The 15,045-nt window shown below is 43.7% G+C and carries 15 protein-coding genes; 7 read left to right on the top strand and 8 right to left on the bottom strand.

Annotation, left to right across the window (positions count from 1 at the left end; all coding sequences use genetic code 11):
- Positions 1-62 precede the first annotated feature (62 nt).
- Positions 63-383 carry a hypothetical protein gene (locus D2U88_RS04210; protein ID WP_119639057.1) on the top strand — a complete coding sequence of 107 codons (321 nt, stop codon included), beginning with the start codon at positions 63-65 and terminating at the stop codon, positions 381-383.
- On the opposite strand, the gene D2U88_RS04205 is transcribed toward D2U88_RS04210, so the two are convergent.
- From D2U88_RS04205 to trhO, 7 genes are all read right to left on the bottom strand, one after another.
- Positions 369-887 (bottom strand): GNAT family N-acetyltransferase, encoded by a 519-nt coding sequence (locus D2U88_RS04205; protein ID WP_119639056.1) that lies wholly within the window; start codon positions 885-887, stop codon positions 369-371. The genes D2U88_RS04210 and D2U88_RS04205 overlap by 15 nt on opposite strands.
- Before the next feature lie 323 nt (positions 888-1,210).
- A complete protein-coding gene (locus D2U88_RS04200; protein ID WP_119639055.1) occupies positions 1,211-1,864 on the bottom strand; it encodes a 3-oxoacid CoA-transferase subunit B in 654 nt (217 codons plus the stop codon).
- Between the two features lie 2 nt (positions 1,865-1,866).
- Positions 1,867-2,568 (bottom strand): CoA transferase subunit A, encoded by a 702-nt coding sequence (locus D2U88_RS04195; RefSeq protein WP_119639054.1) that lies wholly within the window; start codon positions 2,566-2,568, stop codon positions 1,867-1,869.
- 100 nt (positions 2,569-2,668) lie between these two features.
- On the bottom strand, positions 2,669-4,996 hold the full coding sequence (locus tag D2U88_RS04190; RefSeq protein ID WP_119639053.1) for a penicillin-binding protein 1A: 2,328 nt from the start codon (positions 4,994-4,996) through the stop codon (positions 2,669-2,671).
- Complete coding sequence (locus tag D2U88_RS04185) at positions 4,996-5,487, bottom strand: gliding motility lipoprotein GldH (RefSeq protein WP_119639052.1); 492 nt, start codon at positions 5,485-5,487, stop codon at positions 4,996-4,998. Before D2U88_RS04185 ends, D2U88_RS04190 begins: the two co-directional genes overlap by 1 nt.
- Positions 5,477-6,640, bottom strand: a complete 1,164-nt coding sequence (locus D2U88_RS04180; RefSeq protein WP_119639135.1) for a PSP1 domain-containing protein — start codon at positions 6,638-6,640, stop codon at positions 5,477-5,479. Before D2U88_RS04180 ends, D2U88_RS04185 begins: the two co-directional genes overlap by 11 nt.
- Positions 6,641-6,869: 229 nt before the next feature.
- Entirely contained in the window at positions 6,870-7,901 is a 1,032-nt protein-coding gene (trhO, locus tag D2U88_RS04175) for an oxygen-dependent tRNA uridine(34) hydroxylase TrhO (RefSeq protein ID WP_119639051.1), read from the bottom strand.
- 276 nt (positions 7,902-8,177) lie between these two features.
- On the opposite strand from trhO, the gene recA reads away from it, so the two are divergent.
- From recA to D2U88_RS04150, 5 genes are all read left to right on the top strand, one after another.
- Positions 8,178-9,185 carry a recombinase RecA gene (gene recA, locus D2U88_RS04170; RefSeq protein ID WP_119639050.1) on the top strand — a complete coding sequence of 336 codons (1,008 nt, stop codon included), beginning with the start codon at positions 8,178-8,180 and terminating at the stop codon, positions 9,183-9,185.
- Between the two features lie 97 nt (positions 9,186-9,282).
- Positions 9,283-9,723 (top strand): hypothetical protein, encoded by a 441-nt coding sequence (locus D2U88_RS04165; protein ID WP_119639049.1) that lies wholly within the window; start codon positions 9,283-9,285, stop codon positions 9,721-9,723.
- 28 nt (positions 9,724-9,751) lie between these two features.
- A complete protein-coding gene (locus D2U88_RS04160) occupies positions 9,752-10,282 on the top strand; it encodes an RNA polymerase sigma factor (RefSeq protein WP_119639048.1) in 531 nt (176 codons plus the stop codon).
- Positions 10,283-10,293: 11 nt separating this feature from the next.
- A complete protein-coding gene (locus tag D2U88_RS04155; RefSeq protein WP_119639047.1) occupies positions 10,294-11,790 on the top strand; it encodes an outer membrane beta-barrel protein in 1,497 nt (498 codons plus the stop codon).
- 136 nt (positions 11,791-11,926) lie between these two features.
- Positions 11,927-13,087, top strand: a complete 1,161-nt coding sequence (locus D2U88_RS04150; RefSeq protein WP_235855720.1) for a histidine kinase — start codon at positions 11,927-11,929, stop codon at positions 13,085-13,087.
- A 2-nt stretch (positions 13,088-13,089) separates the two neighbouring features.
- Here D2U88_RS04150 and D2U88_RS04145 read toward each other — a convergent pair whose 3' ends face one another.
- Positions 13,090-13,836 (bottom strand): lysophospholipid acyltransferase family protein, encoded by a 747-nt coding sequence (locus D2U88_RS04145; RefSeq protein ID WP_119639045.1) that lies wholly within the window; start codon positions 13,834-13,836, stop codon positions 13,090-13,092.
- Between the two features lie 134 nt (positions 13,837-13,970).
- Here D2U88_RS04145 and trpS point away from each other — a divergent pair, with 134 nt between their 5' ends.
- Positions 13,971-14,939 carry a tryptophan--tRNA ligase gene (gene trpS, locus D2U88_RS04140; protein ID WP_119639044.1) on the top strand — a complete coding sequence of 323 codons (969 nt, stop codon included), beginning with the start codon at positions 13,971-13,973 and terminating at the stop codon, positions 14,937-14,939.
- The last annotated feature ends 106 nt before the right edge of the window (positions 14,940-15,045 follow it).

Here is a 15,045-nt window from a genome sequence, read left to right as displayed (position 1 = left end):
GCCAAATATAGAAAATAGGATTTGACCCCAACATGATATTATGCATTCTCAATAGAATTTACATGGGTTCAATCAAAGATTTAGGTCTGGTTCTTAAAAGTGATATGATTTTTAACGAAAGTGAGTATGGTAAACCCATAAGTGAACACCTTTCCGAAGTCATTCGTAGAAATGTGTCCAAAAACGATTATGCCAATGTCGCCATACAGAGTCATGTGAGCTTTTCCACCATCCGGGATGTGGTCTACCGTACCAATAGCCTAACCAAAATGAATGCGCAGGCCATTGCCCTTCTCATCCACGCAGCTTTTGAAAATTCCATCGCCTATAAGCTTCGCGCCGAAAGCGACATCATCTATCTGGGGAAGTTATTGAAGGTCTAACCGCAACAGCCAATCCGTTTGTTTGTCGGTACCGATGTAGTAAGGATGTTCGGCGAATTTTTCAAACCCATGTCTTTGGTAAAATTTGATAGCCTTTGGATTGTGCTCCCATACTCCCAGCCAAATGAACGCTTTGTTCAGACTCTCAGCCAATCCGATAATCTGACGGAGCATCCAAGCGCCAATCTGTTTGCCTTGGTGAGGTCCCAACACGTAGATGCGTTCAATTTCCAAGGCATTGCGGTCCTTGATGTCGGTTTGGGAATCGTTTAGGTTCAGTTTGAAGTACCCTACCAAGACCTCATCCTCAAAAACAAAATGAAAAAGAGAATCATCATCATGGAGTTCCAAGGCCATCTTATCCGGATGGAAGGCCTTCCGGAGGTACTCCTGAAAATCCTTGGGGTCGTTATCCTTTTCAAAAGCGGCGATAAACGTTTCCCTGGATATATTGACCAAGGTGTCCAAATCTGTATCGGTACACTTCCGATGGGTTAGGGCCATAACTGTTGTTTTGCCTAAAAATATCGCAAAAAAAAGAGCCTAACAAAGTTGCCGGCTCCAAATTTTTCAGGGGGAAGGATTTGTGGTCTATAGCATAAAAAGCTTCTTGATCAAGAGCATAAATCCAGTAAAAAAGTCGTTTCTGTAAACTTGGACATTCTCGTCCATCGTGTTATTAGATTTTAGGGACATGGTAGTTTGGTTTTAGGATATTAATTTGGGTCAAATAATCGATATAACCAAATATAAATCCGATAAACGGTAAATTAAAACTATTGTTGTGTAATGATTTCTTTTTGTTGTAAAAAAACGTTTGGTATTTGCTAAATATTCATTTCAGGGATGTCGCCATCCACAACCAGCTTTCCTTCGGTTGCCTTTACAATCTCGTCCACGGAAACCCCAGGAGCCCTTTCCAGTAACTTAAAGCCGTCTTCCGTAATCTCCAAAACGGCCAAATTGGTCACGATCTTTTTTACACAGCCCACTCCGGTGAGCGGAAGCGTGCATCTTTTCAATAATTTGGATTCCCCTGCCCTATTTGTATGCATCATGGCCACGATGATGTTTTCTGCCGAGGCTACCAAGTCCATGGCACCTCCCATACCCTTCACCATTTTGCCTGGAATCTTCCAATTGGCAATATCTCCGTTTTCGGATACCTCCATAGCACCTAAAATGGTGAGGTGCACATGTTTTCCCCTGATCATGGCAAAACTGGTGGCAGAATCAAAAAATGAGGCTCCGGGCAAGGTGGTAATGGTCTGTTTTCCCGCATTGATGATATCCGGATCTTCATCTCCCTCAAACGGGAAGGGTCCCATACCCAATACACCATTTTCACTTTGAAATTCCACACTGATATCGTCCCGCACAAAATTGGCCACCAAAGTGGGAATGCCTATACCCAGGTTCACATAATACCCGTCCTTGACTTCCTTTGCAATGCGTTTTGCTATTCCATTTTTATCCAACATAGCTATACTCTCTGTCTTACCGTTCTTTGTTCAATTCGTTTCTCATACTTTTCTCCTTGGAAAATGCGCTGGACAAATATGCCCGGGATATGGATTTCATTGGGGTCCAAACTTCCAGCAGGGAGCAATTCCTCCACTTCGGCTACGGTTATGGTCGCCGCCCCGCACATACAAGGATTAAAGTTCCTTGCCGTTCCCTTAAAAATAAGGTTGCCCGCTTCATCACCTTTCCAAGCTTTCACAAAGGAAAAATCGGCCTTAAAAGCCGGTTCCAGCACATACATCTTACCATCAAACTCTCTGGTCTCCTTACCTTCGGCGACTTCGGTTCCATATCCGGCTGGGGTATAAAAAGCAGGGAAACCGGCTTGGGCAGCCCTGCATTTTTCCGCCAAAGTACCTTGTGGCGTTAGTTCCACTTCCAATTCGCCGCTGAGCATTTGGCGTTCGAACTCGTCGTTTTCACCCACGTAGGAGGATATCATTTTTTTGATCTGATGTTTTTGAAGCAACAACCCCAATCCAAAATCATCCACTCCCGCATTGTTGGAAATGCAGGTAATGTCCTTGATGCCCAACCGTACCAGTTCTGCAATGGCATTTTCCGGGATACCACATAGGCCAAAACCTCCCAACATAAAGGTCATCCCATCTTGAACACCGCCCAAAGCCTCTTGCACATTGGCCACTGTTTTCTTGATCATCTGATTCTCATTTTTGATTGCCTGAAATTACGATTTAAATAAAAAAGCCCCAAGCAAATTGTAATCAGCTTGGGGCTAAAAGTTTTTTAAAAGGTCTGGTTTAAAAATCCAATCCGTCCAAATCGTCCTCTATGTCTAAATCATCTTGTTCTTCTTGAGCCTGTTTGGAACAATCCAAATTGATGGACATCTCCTCTGGCTCCTCAAAAGCATCTTTGGACACCCCAATCTCTTCGTTGGCATAGTTCTTCTTCATATACAAGCCCCAGATAGGCAAGGCCATTGCTGCGCCTTGACCATAAGTAATACTTGAAAAATGAATTGATCTTTCCTCTCCACCAACCCATACTCCGGTCACTAAATTGGGCACCATGCCCATAAACCAACCGTCACTTTGGTTTTGGGTCGTACCCGTTTTTCCGGCAATGGGATTGTTAAATTCATAAGGATAGCCTGTAACCACTTCTTTGTATACTGACTGATTCTTAGCTCCCGTATGTCGCAACCTTGCCCCAGAACCAGATTGGGTTACCCCTTCCATCAAATTCACCATGGCATAGGCCACGTCTTTGCTCAAAACATCTTTGGTTTCCGGAGTATATTCGTAAAGCACCGTACCGTTCTTATCCTCTATTCTTGTAACCATCACAGGTTTTACATACACCCCTTGGTTGGCAAACGTTCCATAAGCCCCTACCATTTCAAATACATTAATATCCAAAGTACCCAAGGCAATGGAAGGCACTTCTGGGATGTCTTTGGTAATGCCCATATTCCTAGCTATGGAGACCACAGATCCAGGACCTACCCTATCAATCAATTGGGCTGTAATGGAGTTCACCGAGTTGGCCAAAGCATTTTTCAAAGTCATGTCTTCCCCTGAATAGGTGCCATCGGAATTTTTGGGGCACCAAGAATCAATATTTCCATGCTTGCCCGGTTCAATACAATATATATTGTCTGGCAAGGTGTAGCAAGGGGAATAACGCAATTGATCTATGGCCGCCGCGTATACAAAAGGTTTAAAGGTAGAACCTGCTTGCCTGGCACCTTGGATCACATTGTCATATTGAAAATGTTTGTAATCAATACCCCCTACCCATGCTTTTACGTGCCCGGTTTGGGGTTCCATGGACATCATGGCGGTCCTGAGGAATGTTTTATAATATCGGATAGAATCCAATGGGGTCATGGTCGTATCCTTTTCATAGGAATCGCTGTTCCAATCGAAAACGGTCATTTCTGTTTTTTTATGGAAAGTGGCTTCAATCTCCTTTTCGGACAATCCTTCCCTTTTCAGATGGCGCCATCTCTCTGAGCGATGCATGGAATTCCTCAAAATAGTATCGATAGCCCCTTTGGAAATGTCTAAAAACGGAGCAGTAGGGTTTCGTTTGGGCGTATTTTGATGAAAAAACTCAGCTTGCAAATTTTTCATATGCTCCTGAACGGCTTCCTCAGCGTTACGCTGCATTCGTGAATCCACAGTGGTGTATACCTTTAAACCATCCAAGTAAATGTTCCATTTTTCACCATCAGGTTTGGGATTATCTTTTACCCAATTGTTCAACCAACGTTGCATATACATCCTAAAATACGTGGCCAATCCTTCTCGATGGGATTCAGGGTTATAATTGAGATTTATCTTTTGAGCCTGAAGAGAGTCTTTTTCTGCTTCACTGATAAATTCAAATTTTGCCATTTGGCCCAGCACTATATTTCTCTTTTTCCACGTAAGTTCTTCTCTTCGTATAGGATTATATAGAGACGAATTCTGTAACATTCCCACTAACATTGCAGATTCTTCAACCTTTAATTCTGCCGGCTCCTTTCCAAAATAAATTCTTGAAGCTGAACGAATACCATCTGCATTATTACCAAAATCATAAATATTTAAATACATGCTGATAATCTCTTCTTTTGTATAGCTTCTTTCAAGTCGAGTAGCGATGACCCATTCCTTGATTTTTTGGATTATTCTATCGAATGTGTTGGAAGATGCATGCTTTGTGAAAAGTAATTTTGAAAGCTGTTGTGTAATAGTACTCGCGCCACCGCGACTTCCTAAAAATATCATTGCTCGCAGGGTTCCTCGGGCATCAATTCCCGAATGGTCATGAAAACGGATATCTTCACTAGCTATTAAGGCATCAATCAAATTCTTAGGTAGCGCATTATATGGAACATCGGTACGGTTGTCATCCAAATAGAGTTTTCCCAAAGTTTCCCCATCAGATGAAATAAATTCGGTTGCCAAATTGGTCTCGGGATTCTCCAAGCGTTCAAAAGTGGGCATCTCCCCGAAGGCCCCCCATGAGGCCAGTAGAAAAACAAGTACTACGGAAAGTACCCCCGCCCCGAAAAGAATCCAAAACCATTTGATAAACTTACCGAAGCTTTGTTGCTGTTTTTGACCAGTCTTTGCCATTATTTATTGGGTGCTTTTTCTATTTCCAAACCAACATCCGTTACGCCTTCCAAAATGTGGAGACCCTCCACAACGCCATTTCTTCTCATGGCATGTGATACGGTAACCTTATATACGCCAGTTTCTGGGAAAACGATGTTTTCCTTGAACCAAAGTTTATTTTCCTTGACACTTCCCATTCCTTTTCCCAACCATTCGCCAGAAGGTTCTGCCATTTTATATTCCAAAGTATCCTTTGTGGCGTTGCCACTCGGATATTCTAACTCCGCAATCAGGAATAAATTGCTGAAAGGATAAGAATCATCATTTCTGATATCCAAAAACATATTATAAGTGACGGTGGAATCAAGTTTGGAAAATTCGAATTGCACAGGTTCGTCCATCCGCCATTCGCCATCTTTGATGGGTTTGTACTCGGAATGGACCAAAAGGTCATTGCATGAAGACAGTGTAATGATGGCCAGTAGTAAAACCAGTACCTTATTTTGCATTGGAAGATGCTTTTGATTTGGATTTTCTACGATTCTTGTTGTTCCTGCGCTTTTTCTTTTTCGGTCTATCAAAACGCGTTAAACTGTCTTGGCCGACCACGTTCTCGAATGTGGCCTTCTCTTCATCGACATTGTCATTGGCATAATCCTCCAAGCTGTCGATTTTCTCGTTGTTCTTGTTGAGTTCCAAAATTTCCAACACCTGCTCTTTGGAAAGTGCATGCCAAGTTGCCGGGTCATCTTTGTAGGAGAACCAAAGGGTTTCCTTGAAAATATCCGCTTTTTGACAGAAGGCAAGTCCTTTTTTGGTCATGATCTTGCTATCCTGCGGTGGAAAATCCTGCAATGCCTCCAAATACATGTCCAGTTCGTAATTGAGGCAACATTTGAGCTTGCCACATTGACCAGCCAATTTTTGTGGGTTAAGGGCCAATTGCTGGTATCTTGCGGATGCCGTGCTCACCGATCTAAAATCCGAAAGCCAAGTGGAACAGCACAATTCACGACCACAGGAACCGATTCCCCCCAAACGCTGGGCCTCTTGTCGGTATCCAATTTGGCGCATCTCGATCCGGATACCAAAGGCTTTGGCCATGTCCTTGATCAACTGTCTAAAATCGACCCGATCCTCTGCGGTGTAGTAAAAGGTTGCTTTGGACCCATCGCCCTGGAACTCCACATCACTGAGTTTCATCTCCAACTTAAGGGCAATGGCTATCTCTCGTGATCGTTTTTTGATTTCTTCCTCACGATCTCGGCATTTTTGCCAAATATCGATATCACGTTGGCTGGCTTTTCTGTAGATTTTTGGAAGGGTCTTATCGTCCGGGGAAACTTTTTTCCGTTTCATCTGCACCCTAACCAGTTCGCCGGTAAGGGTCACGACACCCACATCGTGCCCTGACTTGGCCTGCGTGGCCACCACATCGCCAATGCACAATGGGAGATTGTCCGGATTCCTATAAAATTCCTTTCTACTGTTCTTGAAACGCACCTCAACACAGTCAAAAGGAGTTTGACCGTTGGGCAACGACATATTGGAAAGCCAGTCAAAGACCGTCAGCTTGTTACAACCATCAGTGCCGCAAGTACCATTGTTCTTGCAACCACGCGGTTGTCCATCCTTTCCGGTTGAACAACTGCTACACGCCATATTTTGTATCTTGATCGGGGTCTCCAAAACTAACTGCAAGAAATAAATATTTCATAACAGTCTTATATTCAAAAGTTTAGCTTTGATGTCGATTGCTCATTCGACCGTGTCCCGGGTCTGAACCCGATATGACATTCAAAGACTTTCCCTCTGTTTTTGGCCTACCCCAATAGGGTTCATAAATAATTCTTATGGTAAATATAGTACAATTTATAGCAGCGGTGAAATGCTACCTCTTGTATTTCAAAACGGGAGAACGGCCCTTTTTGAATATTTTGTTACTGGCTCCCTTGCCCTTACGCAATCGTTTTTGTTCCTCAATGGGCAGGGCATGTATTTCTTGGCATTCCACGGAACAACATTGGTCCATGGCTTCGGCACATTCCTCGCATTGTATGAACAGTAGATGACAGGCTTCGTTGGCACAGTTTACATGGGTGTCGCAGGGTTTCCCACATTGGTGGCAATGGGATATCACATCCTCGGAGATGCGCTCTCCCCTTCGGTGGTCAAAAACAAAGTTCTTGCCCAAGAACTTGTTTTCTAGATTCTGATCTCTTACTTGGCGGGTGTACTCAATGATTCCACCTTCCAACTGATAAACATTTTTGAAGCCTTTATGCTTGTAATAGGCACTTGCCTTTTCACATCTTATGCCCCCCGTACAGTACATGACCAATTTTTTATCTTCTTTGTGTTCTGCTAGGTCCTTTTCAATAATATCCAAAGAGTCCCTGAAGGTGTCCACATCTGGGGTAATGGCATTTTTAAAATGGCCAATTTCACTTTCGTAATGATTCCGCATGTCCACCAAAACGGTATCGGGGTCTTCTATCAACCTGTTGAATTCTTCGGCACCCACATGGATTCCCTTGTTGGTCACATCAAAAGTGGCATCGTTAAGGCCATCGGCCACAATTTTCTTGCGTACCTTGACCTTTAACTTTAAAAAGGATTTATTGTCCTGCTCAATAGCGATGTTCAGCCTTACATTTTCTAAAAAACTGATGCTGTCCAAATGATTTTTGAAGTTCCCAAATTTTTCTGCTGGCACAGAAAGTTGGGCATTGATCCCCTCATGGGCCACATAAATGCGTCCAAGAACCTCCATTTCGTTCCAAGTGATGAAAAGGTGGTTCCTTAAAATGTGAGGGTTGCCAATGTGTGCATATTTATAGAAAGAGATGGTGAGCCGATCCTTGCCGGCTTCCTCTATGAGTTTTTCCCTTTCTTTTGCACTTAAGGTATTGTACAGTTGCATGCTATATCAATATTTAAGTTAAAGAATGGATGATTTCCGGCACAAAGATAAACATTCGGGATCGGGAGAAAATAAGCGGGCCCCAAATTGGGGCCCGCCTACGTTGTTGAGGTCTTTTTCAAAGCTAAATTTCTTCCCACCCTGTATTTGCGAGCTTGGCACAGCTCTATAAATAATGAGTTAGTACCCGTTAGATACGATGTTATTAAAAAGGTTGCGTGCCTTTTGTCGTATGTAGAAAGAAATGGTATTTTAGCCTTCCTAATCATTTGAACCATGAGCAACGAGAAAGAAGCGAAATTAAAGGCCCTGAAACTAACCCTGGACAAGTTGGACAAGACTTATGGCAAAGGGGCGGTAATGAAAATGGGCGATAGTGTAGTTGAGGATGTCGAGGTCATCTCTTCGGGCTCGTTGGGATTGGATATTGCCCTTGGTGTTGGGGGTTATCCCAAAGGGAGGGTCATCGAAATCTATGGTCCCGAGTCTTCCGGTAAAACCACCCTTACCCTTCATGCCATTGCCGAAGCACAAAAGGCTGGTGGCATTGCCGCATTTATTGATGCGGAACATGCCTTTGACCGATTTTATGCCAAAAAACTCGGGGTCGACATCGACAACCTGATCATATCACAACCCGATCATGGGGAGCAGGCCTTGGAAATTGCTGATAACCTGATCCGTTCCGGTGCCATTGATATCGTGATTGTGGATTCCGTTGCTGCGTTGACACCAAAAAGCGAGATCGAGGGAGAGATGGGGGATTCCAAAATGGGTCTTCACGCTAGGTTGATGTCACAAGCCTTGCGAAAATTGACCTCCACCATCAGCAAGACCAAGTGTACGGTAATCTTTATCAACCAATTGCGCGAAAAAATTGGTGTGATGTTCGGCAACCCTGAAACGACTACCGGTGGTAACGCCTTAAAATTCTACGCCTCTGTTCGTTTGGATATTAGAAGGTCTACCCAGATCAAGGACACGGACGGGGAGGTACAAGGAAATAAAACCCGAGTAAAGGTGGTCAAGAACAAAGTGGCCCCACCGTTCAAAACTGCTGAATTCGACATTATGTATGGCGAAGGCATTTCAAAAATCGGGGAAATTCTGGATTTGGGGGTGGCTTACGAAATCGTGAAAAAAAGCGGTTCTTGGTTCAGTTACGGTGACACCAAATTGGGCCAGGGTAGGGATGCCGTAAAAGCCCTTTTATTGGACAATCCCGAACTGTCCGATGAGTTGGAGAGCAAAATCAAAGAGGCCATTACCGCTGTCAAGGCGTAAAGCTGATTCCATTTTTGGGCGAATAGACATTTGGTTCTGAAAATCCTACGCAACCCTTGCCACTACTGCACATCTAGGGAATAAAAAGGATTAGATTATGAAAAAAGTGTTAATGCCCATATTATTGTTTGTGGCATGCTCATGGTTCAGCTCATGTAATCTGGATGATGATTCCCCCAATTTTTACTTCACTTCCCTTAACGTTGTGGAAGCCGATGTTCCTGAATCTTTTGAGTTCGGTAAAACCTATGACATCGATGTTACCTATCTAAGACCCAATGGATGTACTTTCTTTGAGGGTTTTGACGTGACCAAAACCGCTGAGACCGATAGGGATATTGTGGCAATCGGTTCTGTTCTCACTGATGAGGACAGGGCATGTACCGAAGCTATTGAGGAAGTTGTAGCCACATTAAAGTTCAGTGTGATTTATACCAATGAGTATCATTTTAGATTTTATACCGGCGACGATGAAAACGGGAACGCCACCTTTGTGGAATATACCATTCCCGTAACAGAGGCAGAGCCGACAAACTAGAAAACAACAATCCAAAATTGACCAACATTTGGATCTGGAAGAACTGATAGATAACTGCAAAAAGGGCAAACGACAGGCGCAGGCCGAGCTATACCGGAGATATTCCGGTATTCTTTTCGGGATGTGCCTCAAGTATTCCAAGAATAAAACGGAGGCGGAGGATAATCTGCACGATAGTTTTATGACCATTTTTGAGAAAATAGATCAGTTCGGTTTCCAAGGTTCCTTTGAGGGTTGGATGAAACGCATTACCGTGAACACGGTCCTTCAGAAATACCGAAAGGAACAACACCTCAACGTGATTTCTGAAAACATTGAAGATGATGTGGAGGTCGATACGGAGCAGACCGATATCAGCCTGTCCACATTGTTGGGACATATACAGGATTTGCCGCACAAGTACAGGTTGACCTTCAGCCTATACGTTCTGGACGGCTATAGCCATAAAGAGATCAGTGAGATGTTGGGGACATCCACTGGAACCTCAAAATCCAACTTGGCAAGGGCCAAAACGATTCTGAGGGAAAAAATAGAAAAAACCAAAATCAACATTGCTTAAATAGATTTACGATGGGGAAAAAGAATTTAGAGCAATTGTTCAAGGACACCTTCCAAAATTTTCAGGAAGTACCGGATGAAAAAGTCTGGAAATCCATTGAGTCGTCTTTGGACAAAAAGAAACAAAAGAAACGGGTCATCCCGATTTGGTGGCGTCTTGGCGGCGTTGCCGCTGCCTTGGCCATCCTATTCTTCCTGATCAATCCGCTCGACAAGGAGCAAGTGGACAATCAGATTATTACGGACACGGAAAACCCTGTTGAACCTACCCAACAGGATCCAAATGGGAGTGATGTCAAGGATTTCCAAAATTCTTCCGGTATTTCGGAAACAGAACGTGTGGCAGGCACATCGGAACAAGTTAATCCGACCACAACATCCTCTGAGGTTGAAAACGTTCCATCTTCCAAAGAAGAGGTTGCAGAGACCAACAAGAATCGCAGTTCATATGATGCGTTGACCAATCCCAAAGCCCAAGTGCAAAAAGAAAAAGATGCTGTTGCCCTGAATGACAATAGGAATAAAGAATCCAAGTACCCAGAAGAACAGATTCAAAACAGAGACGAGCTTTCTGGGAACCTGGCCAAGAACAACGAAGCTATCGCGGACAATGGCATCAAAAAAGAAGAACGCGTATCAGAAACCCTAAATCAGGATAAAGAAGAAGAGATTATTGCCTTGAACGAGAAGAAAGAGGAACAATTGGAAAAGAAATCCATTTTTGATGCCATCAAAGAGCAGGAGGAGGAAGAGGAAATCGTGGCCCAGAACACATCTGGCAAATGGTCCGTTGGCCCTTCCATAGCTCCGGTATACTTTAGTGCGTCTGGAAATGGTTCTCCCATAGATCCCGATTTTGCCTCCAACTCCAAATCGGGCAACCTAAACTTAAGTTATGGGCTTACCGTTGGTTATGAGATTGGCAAAAAACTGAAAATACGTTCCGGTATCCACAAAGTGAACTATGGATACGACACCAATGATGTGGTTTTCTCGTCTACCCTGCGATCGGCCTCGAGTGAAAAATTCGACAATATCAATTACAGCGAAACCTCGGAAAACATTGTGGTCCAGAGCAAAAAAAGTCCGGCTGACGCACTATCCGATGCCACTTCCAAGGAAACTGCCTTGAACGAGGCCCCTACCCTGGATGGCAAAATGGTACAGCAACTGGGATATATTGAAGTTCCGCTGGAGCTGAACTATGCCCTAGTGGACAAAAAATTCGGGGTGGACCTTATTGGCGGGGTAAGCTCCCTGTTTTTGGTGGACAATTCCGTTTTGTTGGAATCCGATGAGCTCATTACCGAAGTGGGTGAGGCCAATAACGTGAATTCCACGAACTTCAGTGCCAATGTGGGCATGGGGCTCAATTACAATTTTGCACCAAAGCTCCAGTTGAGCATTGAACCCGTATTTAAATATCAATTGAACACCTTTTCCAAAACTGCTGGGGACTTCCGCCCTTTTACCATTGGCGTATACAGTGGTATCAGCTTCAAGTTTTAGGAAATAAAATGTTGGTTAGGAAGATTGTCCCTTTAGACAATCACTTGAGTGCCCCGCCAGAACGGGGCACTTTTTTTATAAGACATTCATAATTAAATTTTTATTACTTTAATTTTGAATACTAACCTCATCCATTTTGATAAGTGAACCGTTTGAAGATATTCTCATCTATTTTTCCGAATCTCTTTTAGGCAAGGAAAATGAAGATGATATTCTTTGGGATCTGGCCAAAAACTGCATCTCCAAACTCGGATTTGTAGACTGTGTCATCTATCTGCTTGATCCCGAAAATGATATTCTTGTCCAAAAGGCTGCCTATGGCCCCAAAAACCCAAAGGACAAAACGCTTTTCAACCATCTGGAAATAGCCTTGGGCTATGGTATTACCGGGGCGGTTGCCAAGACCGGTAGGGCAGAAATCATCAACAATACCTCAGACGACCCGCGGTATATAGAGGACGACGATAACCGGCTTTCCGAAATCTGTGTGCCCATTGCCCATGAAAACATAGTCTATGGGGTAATAGACTGCGAACATCCGGAAGTCGGGTTCTTTACCCCCCATCACCTTAAAATGCTCACCGCGGTGGCTTCCATATGCGCCATTAAGATCAAAAGTGTCCGGGCCAATAAGGAACTGGCAGAAAAACAGGAAAAGCTCTTAAAAATTCGTGAGGAGATGTTGGAACTGAAGCTTCGCGCCCTCAACTCCCAACTCAACCCACACTTTGTGTTCAACTCGTTGAATGCCATCCAATATTTTGTGACCTCCGAGAAAAAGAAACTTGCCTTGGAGTATTTGTCCACCTTTAGCAGGCTCATGAGGTTTTATCTGAAGCAATTGGATAAGGATACCGTATCCCTTTATAATGAAATCGATATGTTGCACTGGTACCTAAAACTGCAAAAATTGCGCTATGACGATTCCTTTGAATATACCATTTCCTTGGAGAAAAATACTGAAAAATTGAAGGAGGCCATCATCCCGTCTTTTGTCATCCACACCCTTTTTGAGAACATCATCGAACACTCCATGTTCAATCAACACAAAGGGCAACATTTCAATATTTTGTTCAGTGCATCAGAAACCGAGGTTGTAATCGAGGTTGAATATCGTGATCTGGATTCCGATATCTCCAACCAACCGGAATATCGGGCCAGCATCTTAAAATGGCAGGACCAAATCGAACTACTCAACACAGTAAAGGGATATGCCATCCAAAACCAGACCCAGACGATTACCAATGGCAAGGAACAGTATAGAAAAACGTCCTTAACGCTACCGAACCTTATCTGATCTCATGGCCAGCTGGGGTCGGTAAGTTCTTTCCATATTACATCCCGCACTTCTTGTCTTAGGGTCGATGTGTCTTCTGCACTCAAGATCCCTGTTTCAAAAAATTGGTGGACCTTGGCCCTCACCCTTCCTGGGCCTCCGCTAAAAAAAGTGAAGGAAAAACGCTTTTTGTTATCATAAAAGGTTATGGGTACAACAGGGATTTTATGTGCAATGGCCATTTTGAAGGCACCATCCTTAAATTCATCCAAAACCACTTTCTCATCCGGTACCCCGCCTTCCGGAAATATGCAGATGCTCAATCCTTGATCCAGTCGTTTCTGGGCCCTTCGGTACACCCCGGTGCGACTTTTGATATCGTCACGATCCACCATAATGCAGACCCTTTTGTAGAAAAACCCAAAAATGGGAATCTTGACCAATTCCTTTTTGCCCACAAACACAAACGGATTCCGGCTCACCACTAGCATCAGCATAATGTCCAACATGCTGGTATGGTTGGCAACCAACATATAACTCTTTCCCCTTACCATACGTTGTTCCCTTACAATTTTGGGAAAACAGCCCATTCCGTACAAAATTGGTCTCGCCCAAAGATTACGCGCTGTCCAGAAAAATTGGGGATAGGTGCTTTCTGAAAAGGTCAACAAAAGCAAAAACGGAAAAAATAGAAGAATAGGAATGGTCACAAGAACATAAAACCAAACCCGGTACAAAACCTGCCCAATGCTTTTGATGATATGAAGCATGCGCTAAAAGTAGCCTTTTTGAACGGCTTTGGAAACAAAGAACAATCATCCTTCGACCAACGACATAAAAGTAGCTGTTCTGACCACTTTTTTTATACCCAAGGGATGCTTACTTTTACGGGCAAAAATTTAGCATGGCCCGAATTCTGACCGGAATACAAAGTACAGGGGTGCCCCATCTGGGGAATATTTTGGGAGCTATTGTTCCTGCCATTCAGATGGCGCAGGATCCCAAAAATGATTCTTTTCTTTTTATTGCCGATATGCATTCGCTCACCCAGATCAAAAATGGGGAGCTTTTAAGAAAGAACACCTATGCCATTGCCTCTGCTTGGTTGGCTTTTGGACTGGATATTGAAAAAACCGTTTTCTACCGTCAGAGCGATATTCCTCAAACCGCTGAATTGGCTTGGTACCTTAGCTGCTTTTTTCCTTATCAACGGTTGACGTTGGCCCACTCCTTTAAGGACAAGGCCGACCGTTTGGACGATGTGAATGCCGGTATTTTTACCTACCCCATGCTCATGGCCTCGGATATTTTGTTGTACGATGCCGATATCGTTCCTGTTGGAAAAGACCAATTACAACATTTGGAAATGACCCGCGATGTGGCCTCCAGGTTCCACAACCAAATGGGTGAGACCTTTGTGTTGCCACAGGCCAAGGTACACGAGCAGACCATGTACGTGCCCGGCACCGATGGTGAAAAAATGAGCAAGAGCCGTGGCAATCTCATCGATATCTTCCAACCGGATAAAAAATTACGCAAGCAGATTATGGGCATTGTTACCGACAGTACCCCTATGGAAGACCCTAAAGATCCAAGCAAGGACAATGTCTTCGCTCTATACAAACTTTTGGCTTCCCAAGAACAGATCGAGGAAATGAGTGCCAATTATTTGGCCGGAAACTATGGCTATGGCCATGCCAAGCAAGCGTTGTATGAACTGATCGTTGAGAAGTTTGAAGAGCCTCGCGAAAAGTTTGAATACTACATGAACCACTTGAATGAAGTGGACGACGCCCTATCTCTTGGTGCCGAAAAAGCCCGAAAAGTGGCACATGAGGTTTTAACAAGAGTTCGGGAGAAGTTGGGGTATTAATGTTCGGCTTGTCATTCTGAATCGAAACTAAGTGGAGACGAAGAATCCCATATAATCAACGATTATGGGATGCTTCACTACGCTCAGCATGACATGTGCAGACAAA

It is taken from the genome of Flagellimonas aequoris (assembly GCF_003584165.1).
GTDB classification, from domain to species: Bacteria; Bacteroidota; Bacteroidia; order Flavobacteriales; family Flavobacteriaceae; genus Flagellimonas; species Flagellimonas aequoris.
Note: the sequence above shows the minus strand (reverse complement) of the source record. Positions and strands in the feature narration are given on the sequence as shown.